Below are 24188 nucleotides of genomic sequence, written 5' to 3'. Positions count from 1 at the left end.
AAAGCGCGTTGTCAGACATCCTGTTCCCGCAGCGTCTTACCGACGTTTCCGCCCGGATGCACTTTCAGTAAACGTTGCTGGTCAAAGCCGTTGCGCAGCATGATGTTGCCGCACAGCGCGTCAAACACCGCCAGCACCAGCACGATAGAAGTGGTCGCCAGCATATTCAGCGGATCGATCTCCCGCCGGATATGGGTTTTCACCACCAGCGTGGCGGCACGGGCAATGGCTGAATCCAGATTCTCGGTCACGCTTACGATCGCCACACCTTTGGCTTTCAGCGTCGGCAGCAGCCGCGTCAGCTCTTCGGAATTTCCGCCACGCGAAATCAGGATCATCAGGTCATCACTGCGCAGAAAACCTAAGTCGCCGTGCGCGGCATCGGTGGCGCTGAGGTACACCGCCGGTTGTTCAACGCACGCCAGCATATGGGCGATTTTGCGCGCCGCAATCCCCGACGTGCCCACGCCGGTCACCGCAATTTTGCCCTTACAGCCGGTCACCAGCGTCAGCAACTGCTGCCAGATATCGGCATCGAGATGGTGCTGCAATGCCAGTAATTCCTGGCTGTAGGTCTGCCAGCCCTGACACGCCAGAGCAAATTCTTCCTCTGCATTCATTCGGTTTCCCCCTGCATCAGGCGGCGGTACTTCATGCTGTCGTGGTACATCTCATGGAATACGCGGTATTTGCGGTCGTAATACTCTTTGATTTTGTTGGTTTGCGGCGTGACGGTTTTGCCGATGCGGCTCATGGCGGCCATGGCTTCCGGCAGCGAGTCATACGCGCCCGCCGCGACGGTGCCCATCATGGCGCTGCCGAGCAACATCGCTTCGCTTTCTTCCGGCAATAACATCGCGCAGCCGGTGGCGTTGGAATGCTCCTGCACAAATACCGGGTTTTTGGTGCCGCCGCCGCTTGCCATCATGGTATCGATGCGGTAACCGCTCTGGTTCATGGTTTCGATAATGTGACGGGTGCCGAGCGCCAGCGCCTGAATGGTCGCCAGATAATGCAGCGCCATATCTTCCGGCGTACGCGAGAGTTTCAGGCCGGTCAGCGTACCGGTCAGCGTCGGGTTGGCGCGCGGTGAACGGTTGCCGTGGAAGTAGGGCAGCATATGAATGTCTTTAGTCAGGAAGGCAATGTCTTCCGGCTCGCCTGCCATTTTACGCAGGATGCCGTTTAGCACTTCGTAAATGGTTTTGCCGCTGTCTTTGCCCTGTTTCAGCAGATCCTGATAGCACGGGTGCGACTGAATGACGTGATCGATCAGCGCGCCGGTGGTGGATTGACCACCTTCGTTCAGCCAGTAATCCGGCAAAATCGCCGAATAATACGGGCCCCAGATGCCGCCGATATAGCGCGCACTGCGTGACATCGCCATGTGTGCCGTCGAGGTGCCGCCGATCAGCGCGATGCGGTTGTCGAAATCTGCCGATTCACCGGATGCGCCGCTGGCGCCGAGAATGCCGAGACTGCCTGCGTGCGCATCAATGATCGAGACGCTGACCGCCGTGCCTGCCATCAGGCCCATTTCGGCGGCGGCGCGCTGGGTCAGACCATGCCCCAGCGGTTCGCCCATGGTTTTCACTTCGCTGCCGATTTTCGCTGCATTATTTTCCAGCAAATCTTCCAGCCCGATCTGGCGGAAATAGCTAGGATCCCAGCGGTCTTCGTGGCCGATGTAGGTCCATTTACAGACGGTGGAACACAGGGAGCGCGTGGCGTCCTGCGTGGCGCGCCAGGTCAGGAAATCCGGCAGATCGAACAGGTGCCCGACGTTGTTCCAGGTGGTGGGCATATGCTGTTTCAGCCACAGCAGTTTTGGCGTCTGCATTTCCGGCGAAATAATCCCGCCGACGAATTCCAGCACGCGGTGGCCGGTGGCGTTGATGCGTTCGGCCTGCGTAATGGCGCGGTGATCCATCCACACAATGATGTTCTGCTCGCTGCGCCCGGACGGGCTGACGGTCAGCGGTTTGCCTTCTTTATCCAGCACCACCAGCGAACAGGTGGCGTCGAAACCGATACCTTTCACCTGAATCGGGTTGATGTCGGCCTGATTCACCGCGTCTTTCACGGCGTTACAGACGGACTGCCAGATCTCATCGGAAGATTGCTCGACGAAATCGGCTTTCGGGCGGTACAACGTGATCTCACGGCTGGCCTGGCCGACCATGCGGCCGGTCATGTCGAAGACGCCCGCGCGGGCGCTGCCGGTTCCTACGTCAACTCCAATAAAATAACTCGCCATGTTCTTTCCCTTCGGTAAAAAGCTTTCGCTTAAGATTTTCTGTTTTGCAGAGCGATAAACAGGATCAGGACGCCGCCCCACAGGGCCATCGTCAGGTAACTGCTGACGCCCATCAGGTTGAGGCCGCTTTCCAGCATTTGCAGGACGATCAGCGCCAGCACCAGCCCGATGACCCGGCCAAAGCCGCCGTCGGGGTTTATCCCGCCGAGCACGGAGGCCAGAATGGTCACCAGCAAATAGGAGTCGCCGTAGCCTGCTTTCGCCGAGTTAAATTTGGACATCATCAGCAGTGCCGCGCCCCAGCCGAGCAGGGCGGAAAGCACGTACACCGCGATGGTCACTTTATGGGTGTTGACGCCGCTAAAGCGTGTGGCCTGTTCGTTGGAGCCCATCAGATACAGGCTGCGGCCAAGGGTGGTGTGTTCGAGCAACACCCATAACAGCAGCGCCACCAGCAGGAACAGCAGCAGGGCGACCGGAATGCCCAGCAGGCTGCCGTTGCTCAGATATTGGATGGCCGCCGGGAAGCCGGAAATCACCGCACCGCTGGTCAGCAGGATATTCAGCCCGGCAATCAGCGTCATGGTGCCGAGCGTCGCCAGAATCGGCGAGACACCCACATAGGCGATCAGCGCGCCGTTAAGCACACCAATAGCCACCGCCACGCCCAGACCGGCGAGCATCGCCAGCGCGAAATATTCCGGCTGATTCGGGTGCGCCACCATAATGGCCGCCATGGCCAGCGAGCAGGCATTCGCACCGGCAATCACCGAAAGGTTGATGCCGCCGGTAAGCATGGTGATGCCCATCCCCAGTGCCAGCATGCCCAGAATGGGCAACTGCGAAGAGATCGACTGGAAATTGCCGACGCTGTAAAAACTGCCGCCCAGCGTGAAGGAGAACAACACGGCCACGGCAACGATGATCAGCAACTGCAAACGGATAATGCGGTCGCCGGGGAAAAATCGGGTTAAGGTCGTCATGTCACATCCCCTTTGCCAGTTTGCGTTTTTCATTCCACGCCGTGCTGCTGATGCTGATCAGAATGATCAGGCCGCTGAACACCTGATGCCAGTAAGACGAGATACTCAGCAGCGTCAGGCCATTTTGCAGGAAGGCCAGCAGCATGACACCCAGAATGGTGCCGGTGAGCGAACCGCGCCCGCCGGTCATGCTGGTGCCGCCTAACACCACCGCCGCCAGCACCGTCAGCTCATAGCCGAGCAGGGAATTCGGTGCGACGGACTGAGTGATTTGCGCCTGAACCACCGCAGCAATACCCGCCAGTAATCCCATAAAGCCGTAGACGTAAAAATGCAGCCGCAGAATGTTCAGACCAAGGCGCGACGCGGCGTCACGGTTGCTGCCCATGGCGTAAATCTGCCGTCCGACGCGGGTGCGGTTCATCAGCACACCGGTGGCGATAATCACCCCGAGCAGGCTGAGTAACGGCAGCGTCAGGCCATAGTCGTAGCCGTCCGCGGCGGTAAAGGAGAACCAGTTAATGCCATTCATAAACCAGTCGGGGAAGCCGTACAGCCAGGTGCCGTTGGTCAGGTACACCAGCAACCCGTAGAACAGATTCAGCGTGGCAATGGTAATGATGATGGCCGGCACGCGCAGCCAGTACACCAGAAATCCATTGACCAGCCCGAGCAGCAAACCGGTGCCCATCGACATGGCAAACGCCAGCGGAAAACTGCCGCCGTGATGGAGGATGTAACTCGCCATCACGTACTGACCGATGGACGTCACCGCCGGGAAGGAGATGTCGATGCCCCCCGCAATCAGCACCACAAACAGGCCGCAGGCCAGAATGCCAAGAATGGCGTAACTGGTGGCAACGTCGGTCAGGTTGCCGAGCGTCATAAATTCACTGGTGCTGAGGCTCAGGCCGATGACCAGCAGCAGGACCAGTAATCCCAGCCAGAATTCGTGCCGGGAGAACAGTTTCGACAGTGCGTTGTTATCCATTGATCGCCTCCGCAATCTGCGCTTCGCTGCTCTGGTGCGGGGCGAATTCCGCCACCAGTTCGCCTTTACGCATTACCAGCACCCGGTGACTGTTGTAATAAGCTTCCGGAATTTCATCGCAAATCATCAGTACCGCCATGCCGGATTCCGCCAGGTCACGGGCAATACGGTAAATGCCTTCTTTATTGGCGATATCCACGCCGACGGTCGGCGAATCGAGGATCAGAATATGCGGCTGCGTCGCCACCCATTTGGCGATGGCGATACGCTGCGCATTGCCGCCGGAAAGCGTTTTCACCGGCAGGCCGCTGTCGGAGACTTTGATGTTCAGGTCACGGATCAGGTCTTTCACCACTGACGCCGCTTTGCGGTGATCCATCAGCCCGGTGGCGGTGTGCAGCTTGTCGAAAATCGACACCAGTGTGTTGTCGTAAATGGATTGCTCCATGATCAGCCCCTGCGTAAGACGGTCTTCCGAAACGTAAGCGATACCGTGACGGATGGCGTCGCGGTTGCTGTGAAATTTCACCGCCTTGCCGTTAACGCGGATTTCGCCGCTGTCCGGCTGGCTCATGCCGAATAAGCTCATACAGAGTTCAGTACGCCCTGAACCCAGCAGGCCGATAATCGAGGTGATTTCGCCCTGGCGCAGCGACAGCGAAATATCCTGATACTGGCCTTTGCGGCTCAGGTGGCTGACTTCCAGCAGCGGCGTGACGTTGGCCGGTGCGCGGTGTGGCAGGTGACTGTAGGTAAAACGCTGTCCGGTCATCAGGAACGCCAGCTCATTGCTGTCGAGTTCACTGGCCGGATAGGTGCCCACCAGTTTGCCGTCGCGCATCACGCTGATACGGTCGGCGACTTCCATCACTTCATCAAGGCGGTGGCTGACGAACACCACGCAGATACCCGCGGCTTTCAGCTCATTCACCACCCGCAGCAGGCCGTTCACTTCGGTGCGGGTCAGTGACGCGGTGGGTTCATCCATGATCACCAGGCTGGCGTCAGCGGCGATTGCGCGGCATATTGCCACTAACTGACGGTCGGCGATCGACAGCTTTTCGACTTTACGATCCGGATCCAGAGAAATTCCGACCCGTTGCATAGCGGCCACAGCTTTTTTGCGCATTGCCTCGCGATGTACCCAAAAATCGCCGCCCGGTAAATAACGGTGGATGGCAATATTTTCGGCAACCGATAAATTCGGAAATAAAGAGAGATCCTGATAAATAACCTGAATGCCGTAATAAGAAGAAAGTTGCGGCGTCAGGCTATGAAAAAGTTTTCCATCGAGCGTGATTGCCGCGCCTTTTTCCGGCTGATAGACGCCGGAAATGATTTTAATAATGGTGCTTTTACCGCAGCCATTCTGACCGGCGAGACAGTGCACTTCGCCCTTATTCAGCGTCAGGCTGACATTATCCAGCGCTAAAACGCCGGGGAATTTTTTACTGATTTTTTCGAGGCTGATAAAAGCCTCAGCAGGGGCAGGGGACGTGCGCGAACCGGACGACGGAGTGAGAGTGTTCATCACATTATCCTTACAACGTTCTATTTAGAATAAGTATTCAATGTCTGATTAGAAATTCAGATACGGCACAGCACACAACGCCGTATCTGTTTCTATTTGCCTGGTGTGGCGCTGGAGATAAATATGTCTCCGGTAAATTAAAGAATTAAAAAGCTAGATCAGAAGCCGAGTGATTTTGCATTCTCTGGCGTGACTTCCAGAATTTTATTAAAGCGGATCACGTGTTTATCCATATCCACATCCGCTTTGCCCAACCCTTCGATGCTCAGGTCTTTGGTGACTTCTTTACCCTGTAACAACTGGTCGGCGACGGTCACTAAGGCGTAACCGGCATCTTTCGGATCCCACAACAGGACTTTCTTGATATCACCGCGCATCAGGTATGGCGCAGCCTGAGCGGGCATGGCGATACCCACTACCGCGAGTTTGTTTTTCGCACGTTTCTGCTGAACGGCCTGACCGGCACCGATCGGGCCGAGGGAACCGAAACCGATAATCCCTTTCAGATCAGGATAGGTTTTCATGAGATCCAGCGTGGTGGAGTAAGACTTATCGATGTTTTCGGCCACCGGCAGGCGTGAGGTGACTTCATGCATATCGGGATATTTTTCTTTCTGATATTTAATGGCGGCGTCTGCCCAGGCGTTATGCAATGGCACGGTCAGGGAACCGACATAAATGGCGTATCCGCCTTTTCCGCCCATGTCTTTCGCCAGCTCATCCATATTGGCTTCGGCATATTTCTGGCTGTCGATGGTTTCGATATCCCACTGACCAATTTGCTGATCCGGCGATTCATGGGTTAATACCACGATGCCCTGATCGCGGGCTTTTTTCAGCACCGGCTCCAGCACTTTCGCGTCGTTGGGCACCACGATAATGGCGTCCACTTTTTTGGCGATCAGATCTTCAATCACTTTAACCTGCTGTGCCGGATCAGGCGTTGAACCGCCGACCTGATAGGCATTCACATTCAGTTTTTGCGCGGCTTCTTTTACGCCGACTTCCATGCGGGTGAACCAGGGAATGCCGGTGACTTTGGCGACCACGGCGATGTCGTAAGGCTTGGCGGCGAATGTCGGTGTCGTGAATAACATGCATGCTGAAACCACACATGCATTGACTAATGCGAGGTTAAATTTCATGTCTGTACCTTTCTTATGATGTTCTGTTCTGGTGTAGGGAACGGGCAGTGGTTATTTATTCCACACTCAGAGATTAACTTAACGGGAAAGCCGTTTTCTCTCGCTCGTAAACAGAATGTGATCAAAGCCCTTAATTGTTAAATCAAATAACTTTATATGTAAAATATTGGTTAATTAAATCTATCACCAGGTTCATGCGTGCGCGCTATGGCAGGTGTTACCGATAACAATGAAACAAAAAGAAATCAATTTATTAACAAATTAAATACATATGAAGCACCTCACGGGGGCTTTTCAGAAAGGATGCGTCTGTGTTTTTTTTTATTTGCGCAGAGTGTGAACAGGGTCACGGCAGCGGATGCGCCAAAACCGTGCGCGCCTGCCCCATTTTCTGGCAATGCACTGCGCGACAGCACAGGTGATACGCGCCGGATCACAATCCTGACGAAAACATTGCGCAAAAAATCAAAATATTTCCCTGCATACTCATTCTTTGCCCCTCGTTGCTGCGAAAGGGGATTTTTTTGTTTATTCATTTTTTATGCATTTAAAGTGAATAACGGTCGCGTTTAAGTGATTGTTTTTTCTGGTGCTGATTCTTTTTATTCACTTTTATCCTTTGCTGGCACGAAGCCTGCACTCTATGATGTGACTGAGTGAGATTATTTATTAACTTTTAAATAACAAACCAATAACCAGAAATCCTGCCGGTATGGGGGGCGGGCTCCTGCACCCTGAATTCAGCCAGTCACTGGCCTTACATTAAGAGGTTTATATGGAACACCAACAGCAGCCACAAAACGTCAGCCGCCAGAACTTTGATGACTGGATGGTGCCGGTGTATGCCCCTGCCGCGTTTATTCCGGTGCGCGGCGAAGGATCCTGGCTGTGGGATCAGGCGGGCAAAGATTATGTCGATTTTGCGGGCGGCATTGCCGTGAATGCACTGGGTCATGCACATCCGGAAATTCGTAAAACGCTGCTTGAGCAGGCGGATAAAGTCTGGCACCTGGGCAATGGCTATACCAACGAACCGGTATTGCGTCTGGCGAAACAACTGATCGACGCCACCTTTGCCGACAAGGTGTTTTTCTGTAACTCGGGGGCGGAAGCCAACGAAGCGGCGCTCAAACTGGCGCGCCTTTACGGCAACAAAGCCGGCGGCGAAAAGAATGAAATCATCGCCTTCAAAAACGCATTTCACGGGCGCACGTTGTTTACCGTTACCACCGGCGGTCAGCCGAAATACTCGGAAGATTTTGCGCCGTTACCGCAGGCGATTACCCATCTGCCGTTCAACGATCTGGCCGCGGTCGCCAGCCAGATTTCTTCCCGTACCTGCGCGGTGATTGTCGAGCCGATCCAGGGCGAAGGCGGCGTGGTGCCCGCGCAGGCTGAATTCCTGCAAGGCCTGCGTGAGTTGTGCGACAGGCATCAGGCCGTACTGATTTTTGATGAAGTGCAGACCGGCGTCGGGCGCACCGGCGAACTGTATGCGTATCAGCATTACGGCGTGGTGCCGGACATTCTGACCAGCGCCAAAGCGCTGGGCGGCGGTTTCCCTATTGGCGCAATGCTGACCACTGACCGCTACGCTGTGCTGTTCCAGCCGGGCACGCACGGCACCACTTACGGCGGCAACCCGCTGGCAACGGCGGTGGCTGGCAAAGTGTTTGAGATGATCAATACGCCGGACGTGCTGGCAGGCGTGCACAAGCGCCATCAGTGGTTTGCCGATGGTCTGAAACGCATCAATGAGCAATATCAGGTATTCAGCGAAGTGCGCGGGCAGGGCCTGCTGATCGGCGCCGTGATGAGCGAGCGTTATCAGGATCAGGCCAAACAGCTGAACACGCTGGCCGCAGAAGAGGGATTGATTGCGCTGATTGCCGGGCCGAATGTACTGCGCTTCGCGCCGTCCCTGATCATACCGGGGGCTGATATTGAAGAAGGGCTGAACCGCCTTGAGCGTGCCGTTGCGCGCCTGTGCGCGTGATTCTTTGGGATAAATGAGGTAGAGCATCATGATGTTGATTCGACCTGTGCGGCCCGGCGATCTCGCCGATATTCTGCAGTTGTCAGGCAAAACCGGCATCGGTTTAACGTCTTTGCCCAAGGATGAGGCGCAGTTGCGTGCGCGCATTGAGCGTTCAGTGGCGACCTGGGAAGGCCGTCTGGATAAACCCGATCAGGGCTATCTGTTTGTGCTCGAAGACACAGAACAGCCGAAAGTGGTGGGGGTAAGCGCCATCGAAGTGGCGGTGGGCCTGAGCGAGCCGTGGTACAACTTCCGCCTCGGCACGCTGGTGCACGCCTCCAAAAGTCTGAATATTTATAAGCCGGTGCCGACGCTGTTTCTCAGCAACGATCACACCGGGTATACCGAGCTTTGCACGCTGTTTCTCGATCCCGATTATCGCAATGGCAAGAACGGTCAGCTGCTGGCGAAAGTCCGTTTTCTGTTTCTGGCCGCGTTTCGTGAATATTTCTCCCGCAAGGTGATCGCCGAAATGCGCGGTGTTTCTGACGACAGCGGCCATTCGCCGTTCTGGGACAGCGTCGGGCGGCACTTCTTCGGGATGGAATTCGCCGAAGCCGACCGCCTGACCGGCATGGGGCAGAAATCCTTTATCGCCGAGCTGATGCCCAAACATCCTTTATATACCGACCTGCTCAGCCACGAAGCCCGTGAGGTGATCGGCGAAGTGCATCCGCATACCGCCCCGGCGCGTGCGGTGCTGGAAGGCGAAGGGCTGAGTTATCAGGGCTATGTGGATATTTTCGATGCCGGCCCGACGCTGGAAGGTGAAATTGACCAGCTGCGCGCGGTGAAAGAGAGCCGTCTGTGGCCGGTTCGCCTGGCAGACCACCGGGACGGCGATGATGAGCCGCTGTATCTGGTGGCCAATGAGCAGTATCAGAACTTCCGGGCGCTGCTGATTGCGGGCGAAGAATCGCCGCAGTCCCTGACGCTCAGTTCAGCCGAAGCTGACATTCTCGGGCTGCGTGAGGGCGACATGATGCGCGCCGTGGCGCTGTTTCCCGGCAGCAACCTGAACGCTCCCACGCAACCTCTCAAAAAGGAAACTCTCGCATGATGCAACCCGCACTCTTTATTCAGGGCCAGTGGCGCAGCGGACAGGGCGCGCAGCTGAACAAAATCAATCCGGCGGACAATACCCTGCTGTGGTCGGCGCTGAGCGCTGACGCGGAAGATGTTAATATGGCCTGCCGGGCTGCCCGCACGGCATTTCCCGCCTGGGCGCGCAAAACCGTGGCAGAACGCGCGGAGGTTATTCAGCGTTTTGCCGGTTTACTGACGGAGCATAAAACCCGGCTGGCGGAAATCATCAGCCAGGAAACCAGCAAACCGCGCTGGGAAACGCTGACCGAAATTCAGGCCATGATCGGCAAAGTGGCGATTTCGCTGGAAGCCAACCAGCAGCGTACCGGTGAAAAACATACCGCGATGCCGGACGGCGAAGCGGTGCTGCGCCACCGTCCGCACGGCGTGCTGGCGGTGTTCGGCCCGTATAATTTCCCCGGTCATCTGCCCAACGGCCATATCGTTCCGGCATTGCTGGCGGGCAATACCGTGATTTTCAAACCGAGTGAACTGACGCCTAAAACGGCGGAAGAAACCGTGAAGTTATGGCAACAGGCCGGTTTGCCCGACGGCGTGTTGAATCTGGTACAGGGCGGGCGCAGCACCGGTGAAGCGCTGGCGGCCTGCGCAGATATCGACGGGTTGCTGTTTACCGGCAGCGCGGGAACCGGTTATCAGTTGCACCGTCAGCTGGCCGGTCAGCCTGAAAAGATTCTGGCGCTGGAAATGGGCGGTAATAACGCGCTGATCGTTGAGCCGGTGGAAGACATTGATGCGGCAGTTAACCTGACCATTCAGTCGGCGTTTATTTCTGCCGGGCAGCGCTGCACGTGCGCGCGTCGTTTGCTGGTGAAAGAGGGCGCGGCAGGCGATGCGTTTATCGCGCGCCTGCTGGAGGTGACCCTGCAGCTGCGCATCGGCGGCTGGAATGATGAGCCCCAGCCGTTTATGGGCGGGGTGATTTCTGACGCAGCCGCACGCAATATGCTGAAAGCGCAGGACGAATTACTGGCGCTGGGCGGCAAACCGCTGCTGCTGCTGACCCGCCCTGATCCTCTTAATACCGTGCTGACGCCAGGGATTATCGATCTGACCGGCGTGGCGGGGGTGCCTGATGAAGAATACTTCGGGCCGTTGCTGAGTATTTACCGCTACAGCGATTTTGACAGCGCCATTGCCCTGGCGAATCAGACCCGCTTCGGGCTGGCGACCGGATTAATCTCCGCCGGGCGCGATCGGTTTGAGCAGCTATTATTGGAAGCACGGGCGGGAATTGTGAACTGGAACAAACCGCTCACCGGCGCGTCGAGTAATGCGCCATTTGGCGGGATCGGCGCGTCGGGGAATCATCGTCCGAGCGCGTATTACGCAGCGGATTATTGCGCGTGGCCAATGGCCTCGCTGGAAACAGACACGCTGGAACTCCCCGCGACGCTGTCGCCGGGTATTGATTTCCGCACAACCTGAGGAGACAGGCATGTCTGGATGTGAAGCAAATTTCGACGGTTTAGTCGGGCCGACGCACCATTATGCGGGGCTGTCGTTTGGCAACGAAGCCTCAACTAAAAATCAGAACGCGGTGGCGAACCCGCGTCTGGCGGCCAAACAGGGTCTGCTGAAAATGAAAGCGCTCGCCGATCTGGGCTTTGCGCAGGGCATTTTGCCGCCGCATGAACGCCCGCATCTGAGTACCTTACGGCAGATGGGATTTGGCGGCAGCGACCGTGAAGTGCTGACCAAAGCGCAGGCGTACTCGCCGCGTCTGCTGTCGTCACTGAGCTCGGCATCGGCTATGTGGGTGGCGAACGCCGCCACGGTGTCGCCTTCAGCCGACAGTGCCGATGGCCGTGTGCATTTCACGGTGGCGAATCTGAACAATAAATTTCATCGCGCGATCGAAGCCGACACCACATCGGCCATTTTGCGTGCGACCTTTCATGCTGACCGCTATTTTGCCCATCACGGGGCGCTGCCGCAGGTGGGCGCGCTGGGTGATGAAGGGGCGGCCAACCATAACCGGTTGTGCGGCGAATATGACAAGCCCGGCGTGCAGGTGTTTGTGTACGGACGTGACGGGCTGGTCACCGGCGAAAACGAACCGGTGCGCTATCCTGCGCGTCAGACCCGCTTAGCCAGTGACGCGGTGGCACGTCTGCATCAGCTGGATGCGCAACGCACGGTGTTTGTTCAGCAAAACCCGCAGGCCATCGACAGCGGTGTGTTTCATAACGACGTCATTTCTGTCAGCAACGGCAACGTGCTTTTCCATCACGAACAGGCGTTTGTGAATTCTGCCGTCGCACTGGAGGAAATTCGTCGCAAAATGGCCGCGCTGGATCTGGATTTCCAGCCCATTGAAGTGCCGCAGTCAAAAGTGTCTCTTGACGATGCGGTCGCGACATACCTGTTTAACAGCCAGTTACTGACCAAATCCGACGGCAAAATGCTGCTGGTGGTACCGGAAGAGTCTCGTCAGCATGTGGGGGTCTGGTCTTATTTATCGGCGCTGATCGAAAGCGGCGGGCCGGTGAATCAGATTGAAGTGTTTGATCTGCGCGAAAGCATGCGTAACGGCGGCGGACCAGCCTGTTTGCGTCTGCGCGTGGCACTTAATCGCAATGAACTGAACGCGGTCAATGTGGGCTCCCTGATGAGCGACACGCAGTTTATCAGCCTGAATACCTGGGTCGATAAACATTACCGTGACCGGATGCAGGCCAAAGATCTGGCCGATCCGCAACTGCTTACCGAAGTGCGCACCGCGCTTGATGAACTGACCAATATTCTCGGTCTGGGGCCGATTTATCCGTTCCAGCGCTGAGCCATCACAGGAGTGAACAGATGTTTGATTTTCTGGCGGTGACGCTTTCCGGCGAGCCGGTGTCTGAGCCTTCGGGACAAACGGAAACGCTGGACTGGCAGTGGCGCGGCGAGGGGATCCTCGAGCTTTCACCGCGCCAGCCTTGTGAGACGGCGGCGGTGATTTCTGCGGGCGTTCACGGTAACGAAACCGCGCCCATCGAGCTGCTCAGCCAGCTGGTCAGCGAGCTGTTGTCGGGCGAAAGGCTGCTGCGAACCCGGCTGCTGGTGTTGCTGGGTAATCCGCCGTCAATGCGCATCAAAAAACGTTATGTGGATACCGACATGAACCGCATGTTTGGTGGCCGTCACGCCCGTTATAAACCCAACGATGAAACCCGCCGCGCGCAGGAGCTGGAGCAGGTGATGGCGCTGTTCTACCGCAGCGCCTCCGCCGCCGGAGCCACGCAGCGGTTGCATTATGACTTGCACACGGCGATCCGCGGATCCCGGCATGTGCGTTTCGGCTTGCTGCCTTTTCAGGCGCGGCCACCCGCGGAGTCTATGCTCGAATGGCTCAACGCTGCCGGGCTGGACGCCCTGGTGCATCATCGCTCACCGGGCGGCACCTTTACCCATTTCAGCAGCGACGTTTTTCAGGCAGACAGCTGCACGCTGGAGCTGGGTAAGGCGCTGCCGTTTGGCAGTAACGATCATGCGCAGTTCACCGGCATCCGCCGCGCGCTTGAAACGCTGGTCAGCGGCGAACCCTTACCCGCCCGTGACGCCACCGCGCCGCTGGTGCATTACCGCGTGGTGCAGGACGTGATCCGCTCAAAAGAAGATTTCCAGCTGTTTGTCCCGACTGATGCTGTGAATTTCACCGTGTTCAGCCAGGGTTTTGTCCTTGCACAGGAAAACGGCAGGATCTATAAAGTGGAAGCAGACGAAGAAGCGGTGCTGTTCCCAAACCCGAATGTTGCACTGGGATTAAGGGCAGGGCTGATGCTGGTGAAGATGTGATTTTTGCGAGACGTCTTCCTGATTTGTTCATACAGTATTGCAAGATGGCGCTCTTATGAGTAATTTGTGTTCATCGAATTCGGCATGGCGTTGAATTCATTGCATGTTTTTGTTACGCGAAGATGTAATTAAACGGTTCAGGGAGGATCATATGAACATGATTTATGACGAATACGATGGGTTCTGAAAGAAACTGATCTCAATAAGGCGGGGGACACCCGCCTTTTTCATGGATGAAAATCATGAAATTTGGCGCGTTAGAATTGCACACCAAAAGAAAAGGGTCCTGATTTTCATCAGGACCCTTTTCTTTAATTTGGCGGTGAGAGAGGGGTTCGAACCCTCGATACGATTTCTCGTATACACACTTTCCAGGCGTGCTCCTTCAGCCACTCAGACACCTCACCGTGTTCGTTACAGCGCGAGCGTTGCAACGGGGCGCTACTATAGGGAGACAGCCGCGAGGGGTCAAGAAAATTTTCGGCGTTTTGTGTCAGGCGCTCAGAGTCTGTTCAGCGGGAATATTTCACGGGCAGCCGGATTTTTAGAGCGCCCAAAACAAAAAAGGTCCTGATTTTCATCAGAACCTTTTCCGTTTAATGTGGTGGAGAGAGAGGGGTTCGAACCCTCGATACGATTGCTCATATACACACTTTCCAGGCGTGCTCCTTCAGCCACTCAGACACCTCTCCAGCTGTCAGTTGCACCGCAGTGCTGCTGACCGGCGCTAATGTAGGGAAAAGTCGCTTCATCGTCAACATTCTTTTGCAGGTTCCGTGCCGATTAGCCAAACTTAGAGCAATTTGATGATTTACAGAGCAAATAACGCGTTAAGCCTGAACAACCGTGAGGGCGCTGCGCAGGAGATTAATTTTTCTAATCTCGCAGAGTCAATAATGAGTAAACCGCATAAGTGTGTGATTAACCCGCAAACACGTTTTGTTACGCTCAAATAGCAACATATGTTGTGAAAAGCGCCAGTCGTGGCGGTATAACATTGCCCTTCGAAAAATTGCTTCCTATAAGAACTGTACAAGTCGTCAGACGAAGCAGCGTTATTTCATAAACCGGGACAGGGGTTATTCTTGAGTCAGCCAAACAACGCGACCACGTCGCAACACCGGCCCGCGATACCCGCGGGTGCAGGCACTTTATTCTTCGTTCAGACCTTTGCGACGCTCGGCTTCGCCGTGCTGTATTCCACGCTGGTGCTGTATGCCACGAAAAAACTCGGCTTTAGTGAAGATAATGCTAACGCCATTATGGGCGTGTTTGGCGCGTTCAACTACGGTCTGCATATGTTCGGCGGCTATCTTGGCGGGCGCTATCTCAGCAACCGTAACCTGTTTGTGCTGGGCATGGTGTTGCAGGTATTTGGCTGCGCGCTGATTGCACTTGAAGGCGTGACCGGCCTTTACTGGGGGCTGGCGATGTTCCTCACCGGCAGCGGACTGAACGTCACCTGCCTGAACATGATGCTGACGCAGCGGTTTGCGCCGGACGACGATCGCCGCGAGTCGGCTTTCCTGTGGAACTACGCCGGGATGAACCTCGGTTTCTTCATCGGCTTTGCCGTGGCCGGGTATTTCCAGCTGAGCGAAAACTACCGTGCGCTGTTCCTGTTCGCCACACTGGGAAATGTTGCGGCGATCGTCGTGACGCTGTCCCGCTGGTCGATTCTGGCTGATATCAGCACACCGCTGAAAGAGGCCAGCCGCAGCCAGATGTTACGCCGGATGGCGGTCGGTATCGCCATTCTGATCGTGCTGGTGCCGGTTATCCGTATGCTGCTGACCCACGCCGAGTTCAGCAGTTATTTCGTGGTGGTGCTGGGCGTGATTATTTTTGCACTGATGGCGCTGGTGACGTTCCGTCATCGTGATACTGACGAACGCCGCCGGATGAAAGCTTATCTGCTGCTGGCGCTAGGTTCGCTGGTGTTCTGGACGCTCTATCAGCTGGCGCCGATGGGCCTGATGCTGTTCTCTGAGCACAATATTGATCTGAACGTGTACGGCATTCGTGTGGCACCGCAATGGATCCAGAACATCAATACGCTGGTGATTGTGATTGGCGGGCCGCTGATGGCGCTGTGGTTTAAAAACTTGCGTCAGCGCGGCTGGAACATTGATATCCCGACGCAGTTCTCCGCCTCCCTGTTCTGCATGGGGCTGGGTATGCTGGTGCTGCCGTTTGGTATTCATCTGGCAGGCGGCGACGGGCTGGTGGCGTTCAAATGGATTGCCATCAGCTACCTGCTGCAAAGTATCGGTGAGCTGCTGATTTCGCCGATAGGTTACGCCATGATCGGTAAACTGGCTCCGGCGCGCTATCAGGGTGTGATGATGGGCTGCTGGATGATGGTCACCGGCGTGGCCTCGGTACTGGCGAGTTATATCTCCGGGCTGATGCCGCAAAATGCGGGCAGCACGCCGTTAGTCACCAATCCGGGTTACAGCCAGGTGTTCAACGCGCTGGGCTGGGGTTCTGTCGCGACCGGTGTGGTACTGCTGGTGTTGATCCCGCTGCTGCGCCGGTTGATCAGCCGTGAGCCTGCTGCTGCCTGAGTTTTTTATCTCATCAATCATTTATTTCACAGGCTCCGATTTTCGGGGCCTGTTCTTTTTTCGGTCTCAGGGTTGCATCCCGATGATATTCAGGGAAATCTATCAGCACACCGGAGGTCACAAAGATGAACATAATTTTTTACCACCCTACATTTGATGCCAAACCCTGGATTGACGGAATAACCAAAAGATTACCGCAGGCCAACGTCCGCGTATGGAATGCGGCTGATGACGAACCGGCAGATTACGCGCTGGTTTGGCGTCCGCCTCATGCCATGCTGGCGCCGCGAACGCAGCTTAAAGGCATTTTCGCGCTGGGCGCGGGGGTCGATGCCATTCTCACCCAGGAAGCGCGTCAGCCCGGCACTCTGCCCGCCGGTGTGCCGCTGATCCGCCTCGAAGACACCGGCATGGCGTTGCAGATGCAGGAGTATGCGCTGGCGAGTGTGCTGCGCTATTTCCGCCGGATGGATGAATATCAGCTTTTCCAGCAACAAAAACAGTGGCGACCTCTTGCGCCGCATTCACGCAGTGATTTTACCGTCGGTATTCTCGGCGCCGGCGTGCTCGGCAGCAGCGTGGCGAAAACGCTGGCCGGCATGAAATTTACCGTGCGCAGCTGGAGCCGCAGTGCCAAGTCGCAGGAAGGCGTGCAGAGTTTCTTCGGCGACGACCAGCTGGAGGCATTTGCCACCGGTTGCAAAGTGCTGATCAATCTGTTGCCCAATACGCCGCACACCGCCGGTATTCTCGATCATCAACTGTTCACATATTTACATCATAATGCTTACCTGATTAACCTCGGCCGTGGCGGACATCTGGTGGAAGGCGATTTACTGCGCGCGCTCGACAGCGGGCAGATTGCCGCCGCCACGCTTGACGTCTTTGTCGAAGAACCGTTACCGGCTATGCATCCGTTCTGGACGCATCCGCGCGTGAGCATCACGCCGCACGTGGCGGCGGACACGCTGCCGGAAGAGGCGATGGACAGCATTGTGAATAATATTCTGGCGATAGAGGCGGGGCGTGAACCGGAAGGACGTGTCGATCTTGCGCGAGGTTACTGACGAGTCTGCTAACATGATTAAAGCTGTGGTCATTTAGCCACAGCGGAACATTCTCAAGGAGAGTACATGCCGTACCCGGTCGATTTACATATGCATACTGTGGCCAGCACGCATGCTTACAGCACGCTGCATGATTACATTGATGAAGCAGCGGAAAAGGGCATTAAGCTGTTTGCCATTACCGATCATGGCCCTGATATGGCCGATGCGCCGCACTACTGGCACTTTATGAATATGCGGGTCTGGCCGCGTCTGGTGAACGGCGTTGGCATCCTGCGCGGTATCGAATCAAATATTAAAAATATTCATGGCGATATCGACTGTACCGGCCCGATGCTCAGCGAGATCGACGTGATCATTGCCGGTTTCCACGAGCCGGTGATGCAACCTGTCGATAAAGAAACCCACACTGCGGCCATGATTGCCGCGATGGCAGGCGGAGACGTGCATATTATTTCGCATCCCGGTAACCCGAAATACCCGATAGACATTCCGGCCGTCGCCGCGGCTGCCGCGAAATATGACGTGGCGCTGGAGCTGAATAATTCGTCGTTTATTCACTCCCGCGTGGGCAGCGAGCCTAATTGCCGCGCCATTGCGCTGGCGGTGAAAGAAGCCGGTGGCTGGCTGGCGCTGGGGTCGGATTCGCATATCGCCTATTCACTCGGCGGATTTGAACATTGCGAGCGAATTCTGCGTGAAGTGGATTTCCCTGAAGACCGTATTCTGAACGTCAGCCCGCGCCGTTTCCTGGATTTTCTGGAGAAGCGTGGCCGTGCGCCAATTGCAGAACTCAGCGAACTGTGACATTGTCGCCGCCAAATCGCAGGGGTTTAGCCCTTTTCATTGTCTGATCAGGTTACTGTTATGAATGAGTTTTCTATTGTTTGCCGCGTACTCGGTACGCTGTTTTACCGCCAGCCGCAGGATCCGTTACTGGTTCCACTTTTTGGCCTGATTCAGGACGGAAAACTGCGTGAGCACTGGCCGCTGGAACAAAATGCGCTGCTGATACGTTTACAGGAAAGCGCCAACCCTGAAACGCTGGCGGCTGAATTTAATCATCTGTTTGTCGGTTCAGAATGCGCCGTTTCGCCTTTCCGCAGTGATTATGTGGAAGGCGCGAATGAAATGGATGTGCGCACTTTCCTGCAACAGCGCGGAATGCCGCTGGGCGAGGGGCCTGCCGACCATTTCGGCGCAATGCTGCTGGCGGCGTCATGGCTGGAAGATCAGTCGAAGGAAGATGAAGTCAGCGCGCAAATCACGCTGTTTGATGAATTCCTGTTCCCGTGGTGTGGCAAGTTCCTCGGTAAAGTGGAAGCGCATGCCACCAGCGGTTTCTACCGCACATTATCAGAAATCAGCCGTGAAGCCTTGCAGGCGATGCGCGACGAACTGGAAGAACAGCTGCCAGACGATCTGGAAGATGACGAGGAAGACGATCAGTAAATCGTCCCCTGAAATGACAAAAGCCCGGCCATGAAAATGCGCCGGGCTTTTTTACGGACGATGATTATTCAGTGAAAGGGATCACCAGTTCACCCGGTTTCACTTCAATGCCTTTCGCCAGTTTCTTCGCCATCGCTTCACCTTTACTGCGATCGCCGTTCAGCACGTAGGCCGGACGCTGATCAAAATAGGTTTTCAGCGAATTGTTCAGGTACGGCATCAGCCCTTTCATCACGCTGTCCATTTTTTCCGGCTTGATGGTGTAATCCACCACCTGCATATCTTTCAGGAAAATGGCGCTTTTCTCGCGATCGAACGAAGGATTAGCCTTGAGGGTCAGATGCATATCCGCTTTCTGAGGACCGAACAGTGAGGAAATATCCACACTGGCGTCACCGGTCAGGGTCACGACGCCCGGCTCAGCGCGGCCAATCTGGCTGCTGAGATGAGTCAGAACAATTTTCGCATCCACAAGCCCAGGTACACCGAGTTGCTTCTCGAAGTTATTGTTCTTTTGCAGGTAATCATTCACCTGTTGCTCGCTGATGGTGTACTGCGTGAGCTGGTTACACCCGGTCAGCACAGTGGCGCACAGCAAAAATGCGGCACCGAGAATTCGTTTTGTCATTCTTCCCTCATTACATGAACACTTTATTTGTCAGCATGACCGTAATACGGCATGGCTCCAATCAGACAACGCTGATTAGCCTAAGTGCTGAGGGCGCAGATGGAAAGTAAAAATAAGCCGGAGAACGATCTCCGGCTCAATGACGGGTTAGCTTGCGAGGCGGGTGAGCAAATTAACCTGCGTCTGCTTCGCCATATTGTCGCGGTAGGCTTGTACGCGGGAGGGCCATTCAACACCCTGAACAATGGACAGCGAGCGCAGCACCGGCCACAGATGAATGTCATCCTCAGAAAGCTCACCGTTCACGGCGTTAGGTTCGACGATCAGTTTGTCGAGGGCGCGTAAATCCTGGCTGACCTTCTTGATCAATCCGTCGGAGTGCTTCAGATGCTCCTGAAAATCTCCGCTGGCAGCCTGCTTTTTATCGGAAAAGTATTTACGCGCTTCGGGGGTGGAAAACTCTTCCAGTGGCGCGGTAGCAAAGCGGGGCAGGAACAGACGGCCAGTGTATTCGGAAACGTGGCGCAGCCAGGTGGCAATGGCTGCATTCGTCGGGCCGGTCAGCAGCGGTTTTCCGTCACTTTTATCGATGTAATTCACGATATCCATGCTCTCTGGCATAAAACTGCCGTCCTGTTTTTGCAGAATAGGCACCATCTTCTTGCCCACCATCGAAATCGGCGTCTGCTCGTCGTCATTCAGCAAAACTTTGAGTTCAACGGGAATGTTCTTCAAACCGAAAATCATGCGTGCTTTTACGCAGAAAGGGCAATGTTCGTAAACGTAAAGTTTCATATTTCATGGCTCCTGTTTTCGCCGGCGGTGACCTGTAGGGTGCGTGGAAAATGCCGGATGTAGGTTCGGATTTTATCTAACTATAAGATTCAGTATGGGTAATTAAGGCGGGGAGATCAAACCGCGCTCCGGGAAGCGCGGTGTAAAGCACAGAGATTAGCCGCCGCTGAGCATGGCTGGCTCAATGCGTCGGAGGTTGAATTGCCAGTACAGGCCAGTGAGGGTGATAAAGCCCACGACGCCGAGTAAAAACCACGGTAATTCAGGCAGTTCGAGAGCGCGCCCGGTGTCGTACATCCAGCCACCGCCGGTATAACCGATGACGCCGCCCAGCGCCAGCCCAAGGCGGCTGAAGCCCATGTAACTGCCGCGTGCGCGTGAATCGGCCAGCGACGCGCTGAGGGTTTCGCGCGCCGGTTCAGCAATGATCGAGCCGATATAGAAAAAGCCGATGAGCAGCAGCAGCGGATTGATTGAGGTGACCAGCCCGACCGGGAGCAGGCTCAGCGTCATGATCAGCAGGCCAAACATCAGGCGTTGTTCGAGGCGGAACCTTTTCTCGCTCCAGCGCGCAATCGGGTAGAGCAGGGTCAGGGACAGCACGGCTTCAATGGCGTACATCCATTTCACGGCTGCCGGGCTGCCCGCCACGTCATTAACCGCGATCGGCAGCATCAGCATCACCTGCACGGTCAGCATGTAATAACCGGTCAGCGTCAGCACGTAGGACAGAAAACGCCGGTCGCGCAGCACGCGCATCATGCCTTCACGCATCGGGGTGCGCATGGTGGAAATGCGGTAAGCCGGCAGCAGCCAGGCATTACAGGCCGCGGCCAGACAGAAGATGGCCGCACCGGCCCAGCAAACATAATGGAAATCATATTGCAGCAGCCAGCTGCCGATCAGCGCGCCGATCACCGCACCGGCGCTGTCCTGCATCATCATCAGCGAGAAAAAGCGGCTGCGCTCATGCGGGCGGGTGAGTTTGATGACCAGTGCCGTGCGGGGCGGATCAAACAGAGTGCCGCCCAGGCCGGAAAGAATGCAGGAGAAAATCAATATCCACGGCTGGTCGGCCATCGCCATGGTGGCGAAACCGGCGGCGCGTAACAACATGCCTGTGATGATCATCGGCTTGGCACCGAAACGGTCAGCAATGGCACCGCCGAATATCCCTAATCCCTGTTGCGTTAACTGCCGGACACCCAGCGCCAGACCTACGATCATCGCGGCCCATCCCAGTTGATCGACAAATCGGATCGAGATCAACGGAAACACCACGAAAAAGCCTAAAATAACCAGCGCGTTGTCTAATAACAGAAAATACTTACCCAAGCTCCGAGCTTGTGATACCAGAGACATGCTTCACCATGAGCGATTATTTGTATCCTGTCCGGCAGATACAGAAAGGAGAAAAGACCGTTCCAGTCTGAACCGGAAACAGGCATTTAGATAGGGCGCTATAGATAATATTTTTTTATCGTCAAGCCGCGTTCTGACTGGCAGAATTAGGCATGTTTTATGGTTTCCTATAAATTCTATTTATCGACCCATGCGGGATGTGGAGGGAAGGGATGTTTGGCTATAAATCTGCCGCGCCTAAGGTGCGGCTTACCACTGACCGGATGGTTCTGCGCCTGGTGCACGATCGTGATGCGCACCGGCTTGCGGAATACTATGCGGAGAACCGGGCGTTTCTCAAACCCTGGGAACCGGTCAGAGACGAAAGTCATTGTTATCCCTCCGGGTGGCAGGCTCGTCTGAGCCTGATTACCGAAATGCAGAAACAGGGCAGTGCGTACTATTTTATTTTGCTCGATCCTGACGAAAATCGCGTGATGGGCGTGGCGAATTTCAGCAACGTATTACGCGGCTCATTTCACGCCTGTTTTCTCGGTTATTCGCTGGGGCAGGAATGGCAGGGGCAGGGACTGATGCAGGAGGCATTGCAGTCGCTGATCCGTTATATGCAACGTCAGCAAAAAATGCACCGTATTATGGCCAACTATATGCCGCACAATAAACGCAGCGGTCAGTTGCTCGAGCGTCTTGGTTTCGAGCGCGAAGGCTATGCCAGCGACTATTTGCTGATCGACGGTAAATGGCAGGATCACGTACTGACTGCCCTGACCTGGCGAGAATGGACACCCCCGTCCCGATAAGGAAGCAAGATGAAACATGAACTCAGTGCCCGGGAGGCCCGCGTGGTGGGCTGTTTGCTGGAAAAACAGCTGACGACGCCAGAACAATATCCGATGACCCTCAACGGATTAACCACGGCCTGCAACCAGAAGACCAACCGTGAACCGGTGATGGAGCTTAGCGAAAGCGACGTTCAGCAAACGCTGGATTTGCTGTTGAGAAAGCACATCATCCGCACCCTGAGCGGTTCACGCACCATGAAATACGAGCATCGTTTCTGTAACTCCGAATTTGGCAATCTGAAGTTTTCCCCGCAGGAAGTGGCCGTGGTCACTACGCTGTTGCTGCGCGGCGCACAAACGCCGGGTGAACTGCGTACGCGCACCAATCGTCTGCATGATTTTTCTGACGTTGCCGAAGTTGAACAAACGCTGACAGAATTGACCCACCGCGAAGATGGCCCGTTCTGCGTGCGTCTGGCGCGTGAACCGGGTAAACGTGAAAGCCGTTATATGCATTTGTTCAGCGGCGAAGTCACCAATGTTGCCAGCGCTGCTGAAGAACCTCTGTTCAGCGCCGCACCGGAAAGCGCTGATCTGACTGCGCGTGTGGAAACCCTTGAAGCGGAAGTGGCAGAACTGAAGCAGCGTCTGGAAAATGTGTTGCAACATCTGGCCGATTAACAGGAGCGGGTTGTGAGTAAATTGCGTATTGGAGTTATCGGTCTGGGCGGCATCGCGCAAAAAGCGTATCTGCCGGTACTGAGCCATGCAGAAAAGTGGACGCTGGTGGGGGGCTTTTCTCCCAATCAGCAAAAAGCTCAGGCCATTTGCGACAGTTACCGCATGGCCTGTTTCTCCCGCATTGATGAACTGGCCAGCCAGTGTGACGCGGCGTTTGTTCACAGCAGCACGGCCAGCCATTTCGATGTCGTCGGGCAATTGCTGGCGCAGGGCGTGCATGTGTACGTCGATAAACCGCTGGCAGCGGAACTGTCGCAGGCTGAGCAGTTGGTTGAGCGGGCGCATAAAGCGGGTAAAACATTGATGGTGGGCTTTAACCGCCGCTATGCGCCGTTGTATCGCCAGCTGAAACAACAGATGGGCGAACCGGCCTCCGTGCGCATGGATAAGCATCGTACCGACAGCGTCGGGCCAAACGATCTGCGTTTCACTTTACTGGATGATTATCTGCATGTGGTTGATACCGCACTATGGCTGGCGGGCGGCAATGCCAGTCTGGAAAGCGGGCTGATTCAGGTGAATGAATCCAACCAAATGCTTTACGGCGAACACCATTTCCTGTGCGGTGAAACGCTGGTGACGACCTCAATGCACCGCCGCGCTGGAACTTCGCGTGAAAGCGTGCAGGCAGTGACCGACGGGGCTTTCTATCAGCTTGACGATATGCGGCTCTGGCGCGAAGAACAGCAAGATGTTCTGACGCAGCCACCGGTGCCGGGCTGGCAAAGCACGCTGACGCAGCGCGGATTCGTCGGGGCGATTGAACACTTTGTGGATTGTGTGACCAACCAGACCGCACCGGAAACCAGCGGCGAACAGGCGATTTATGCCCAGACCTTCATTGAGAAACTGCTGGAAAACTGACGCGTCGCGATAAAACGGCACCGGCTCAGATGGTTACAATATATAACAACTGCCGGTGGCTATTGCAGGGCGGATGCGTAGACTATGCGCATCTT

23 protein-coding genes and 2 tRNA genes are annotated in these 24188 nt (G+C 55.7%); 12 read left to right on the top strand and 13 right to left on the bottom strand.

Annotation, left to right across the window (positions count from 1 at the left end):
- Positions 1 to 11 precede the first annotated feature (11 nt).
- The 7 genes from ACO0U8_RS10555 to ACO0U8_RS10525 form a co-directional block, all read right to left on the bottom strand.
- Positions 12 to 620, bottom strand: a complete 609-nt coding sequence (locus ACO0U8_RS10555; RefSeq protein ID WP_421670759.1) for an SIS domain-containing protein — start codon at positions 618 to 620, stop codon at positions 12 to 14.
- Positions 617 to 2257 carry an FGGY-family carbohydrate kinase gene (locus ACO0U8_RS10550; protein WP_056769439.1) on the bottom strand — a complete coding sequence of 547 codons (1641 nt, stop codon included), beginning with the start codon at positions 2255 to 2257 and terminating at the stop codon, positions 617 to 619. The genes ACO0U8_RS10555 and ACO0U8_RS10550 overlap by 4 nt, the downstream gene beginning before the upstream one ends.
- Before the next feature lie 29 nt (positions 2258 to 2286).
- Complete coding sequence (locus ACO0U8_RS10545) at positions 2287 to 3240, bottom strand: ABC transporter permease (protein ID WP_122094864.1); 954 nt, start codon at positions 3238 to 3240, stop codon at positions 2287 to 2289.
- 1 nt (position 3241) lies between these two features.
- Positions 3242 to 4231, bottom strand: a complete 990-nt coding sequence (locus tag ACO0U8_RS10540) for an ABC transporter permease (protein WP_056769443.1) — start codon at positions 4229 to 4231, stop codon at positions 3242 to 3244.
- A complete protein-coding gene (locus ACO0U8_RS10535) occupies positions 4224 to 5762 on the bottom strand; it encodes a sugar ABC transporter ATP-binding protein (protein WP_421670758.1) in 1539 nt (512 codons plus the stop codon). Before ACO0U8_RS10535 ends, ACO0U8_RS10540 begins: the two co-directional genes overlap by 8 nt.
- A gap of 158 nt (positions 5763 to 5920) precedes the next feature.
- A complete protein-coding gene (locus tag ACO0U8_RS10530) occupies positions 5921 to 6907 on the bottom strand; it encodes an autoinducer 2 ABC transporter substrate-binding protein (protein WP_056769447.1) in 987 nt (328 codons plus the stop codon).
- 281 nt (positions 6908 to 7188) lie between these two features.
- Entirely contained in the window at positions 7189 to 7443 is a 255-nt protein-coding gene (locus ACO0U8_RS10525) for a hypothetical protein (RefSeq protein WP_421670757.1), read from the bottom strand.
- Positions 7444 to 7682: 239 nt separating this feature from the next.
- On the opposite strand from ACO0U8_RS10525, the gene ACO0U8_RS10520 reads away from it, so the two are divergent.
- Genes ACO0U8_RS10520 through astE form a run of 5 tightly spaced genes read left to right on the top strand, consistent with a single transcriptional unit; the run spans position 7683 to position 13835 of the window.
- Positions 7683 to 8903, top strand: coding sequence for an aspartate aminotransferase family protein (locus tag ACO0U8_RS10520; protein WP_056769450.1), 1221 nt, complete (start codon positions 7683 to 7685; stop codon positions 8901 to 8903).
- Positions 8904 to 8931: 28 nt separating this feature from the next.
- A complete protein-coding gene (astA, locus tag ACO0U8_RS10515; protein WP_390972456.1) occupies positions 8932 to 10005 on the top strand; it encodes an arginine N-succinyltransferase in 1074 nt (357 codons plus the stop codon).
- On the top strand, positions 10002 to 11480 hold the full coding sequence (gene astD / locus ACO0U8_RS10510; RefSeq protein WP_421670756.1) for a succinylglutamate-semialdehyde dehydrogenase: 1479 nt from the start codon (positions 10002 to 10004) through the stop codon (positions 11478 to 11480). Before astA ends, astD begins: the two co-directional genes overlap by 4 nt.
- A 10-nt stretch (positions 11481 to 11490) precedes the next feature.
- A complete protein-coding gene (astB, locus tag ACO0U8_RS10505; RefSeq protein WP_390972452.1) occupies positions 11491 to 12834 on the top strand; it encodes an N-succinylarginine dihydrolase in 1344 nt (447 codons plus the stop codon).
- Positions 12835 to 12854: 20 nt separating this feature from the next.
- Entirely contained in the window at positions 12855 to 13835 is a 981-nt protein-coding gene (gene astE / locus ACO0U8_RS10500) for a succinylglutamate desuccinylase (protein WP_421670755.1), read from the top strand.
- 317 nt (positions 13836 to 14152) lie between these two features.
- On the opposite strand, the gene ACO0U8_RS10495 is transcribed toward astE, so the two are convergent.
- The 3 genes from ACO0U8_RS10495 to ACO0U8_RS10485 form a co-directional block, all read right to left on the bottom strand.
- A tRNA-Ser gene (locus ACO0U8_RS10495) sits at positions 14153 to 14242 on the bottom strand.
- Between the two features lie 94 nt (positions 14243 to 14336).
- Positions 14337 to 14480, bottom strand: a complete 144-nt coding sequence (locus tag ACO0U8_RS10490) for a hypothetical protein (RefSeq protein ID WP_217203949.1) — start codon at positions 14478 to 14480, stop codon at positions 14337 to 14339.
- Positions 14438 to 14527: transfer RNA gene (locus ACO0U8_RS10485), tRNA-Ser, on the bottom strand. The genes ACO0U8_RS10490 and ACO0U8_RS10485 overlap by 43 nt, the downstream gene beginning before the upstream one ends.
- Before the next feature lie 393 nt (positions 14528 to 14920).
- On the opposite strand from ACO0U8_RS10485, the gene ACO0U8_RS10480 reads away from it, so the two are divergent.
- From ACO0U8_RS10480 to ACO0U8_RS10465, 4 genes are all read left to right on the top strand, one after another.
- Positions 14921 to 16402 (top strand): peptide MFS transporter, encoded by a 1482-nt coding sequence (locus tag ACO0U8_RS10480; protein WP_056769461.1) that lies wholly within the window; start codon positions 14921 to 14923, stop codon positions 16400 to 16402.
- A gap of 125 nt (positions 16403 to 16527) precedes the next feature.
- Positions 16528 to 17469 carry a glyoxylate/hydroxypyruvate reductase GhrA gene (gene ghrA / locus ACO0U8_RS10475; RefSeq protein WP_421670754.1) on the top strand — a complete coding sequence of 314 codons (942 nt, stop codon included), beginning with the start codon at positions 16528 to 16530 and terminating at the stop codon, positions 17467 to 17469.
- 66 nt (positions 17470 to 17535) lie between these two features.
- A complete protein-coding gene (locus ACO0U8_RS10470; protein ID WP_421670753.1) occupies positions 17536 to 18276 on the top strand; it encodes a phosphatase in 741 nt (246 codons plus the stop codon).
- A 60-nt stretch (positions 18277 to 18336) separates the two neighbouring features.
- The gene (locus ACO0U8_RS10465; RefSeq protein ID WP_122094880.1) at positions 18337 to 18921 is read left to right on the top strand and encodes a TorD/DmsD family molecular chaperone; all 585 of its coding nucleotides are present in this window, start codon (positions 18337 to 18339) and stop codon (positions 18919 to 18921) included.
- 64 nt (positions 18922 to 18985) lie between these two features.
- On the opposite strand, the gene ACO0U8_RS10460 is transcribed toward ACO0U8_RS10465, so the two are convergent.
- The 3 genes from ACO0U8_RS10460 to mdtH form a co-directional block, all read right to left on the bottom strand.
- The gene (locus ACO0U8_RS10460; protein WP_056769470.1) at positions 18986 to 19549 is read right to left on the bottom strand and encodes a lipoprotein; all 564 of its coding nucleotides are present in this window, start codon (positions 19547 to 19549) and stop codon (positions 18986 to 18988) included.
- Positions 19550 to 19696: 147 nt separating this feature from the next.
- Positions 19697 to 20344, bottom strand: a complete 648-nt coding sequence (gene grxB / locus ACO0U8_RS10455; RefSeq protein ID WP_056769471.1) for a glutaredoxin 2 — start codon at positions 20342 to 20344, stop codon at positions 19697 to 19699.
- 156 nt (positions 20345 to 20500) lie between these two features.
- Entirely contained in the window at positions 20501 to 21706 is a 1206-nt protein-coding gene (mdtH, locus tag ACO0U8_RS10450) for a multidrug efflux MFS transporter MdtH (RefSeq protein ID WP_122094882.1), read from the bottom strand.
- A 212-nt stretch (positions 21707 to 21918) separates the two neighbouring features.
- Here mdtH and rimJ point away from each other — a divergent pair, with 212 nt between their 5' ends.
- The 3 genes from rimJ to ACO0U8_RS10435 are packed head-to-tail and all read left to right on the top strand — an operon-like array spanning position 21919 to position 24093.
- Positions 21919 to 22506 carry a ribosomal protein S5-alanine N-acetyltransferase gene (gene rimJ / locus ACO0U8_RS10445; protein WP_056769474.1) on the top strand — a complete coding sequence of 196 codons (588 nt, stop codon included), beginning with the start codon at positions 21919 to 21921 and terminating at the stop codon, positions 22504 to 22506.
- Positions 22507 to 22515: 9 nt separating this feature from the next.
- Positions 22516 to 23169 carry a YceH family protein gene (locus ACO0U8_RS10440; protein ID WP_421670752.1) on the top strand — a complete coding sequence of 218 codons (654 nt, stop codon included), beginning with the start codon at positions 22516 to 22518 and terminating at the stop codon, positions 23167 to 23169.
- A gap of 12 nt (positions 23170 to 23181) precedes the next feature.
- Complete coding sequence (locus tag ACO0U8_RS10435) at positions 23182 to 24093, top strand: Gfo/Idh/MocA family protein (protein ID WP_421670751.1); 912 nt, start codon at positions 23182 to 23184, stop codon at positions 24091 to 24093.
- Positions 24094 to 24188 lie beyond the last annotated feature (95 nt).

It is taken from the genome of Rahnella sp. EDr1-12 (genome assembly GCF_049206505.1).
GTDB classification, from domain to species: Bacteria; Pseudomonadota; Gammaproteobacteria; order Enterobacterales; family Enterobacteriaceae; genus Rahnella; species Rahnella rivi.
The sequence above is the reverse complement of the archived record's forward strand: the minus strand, read 5'-3'. Positions and strand labels throughout refer to the sequence as shown.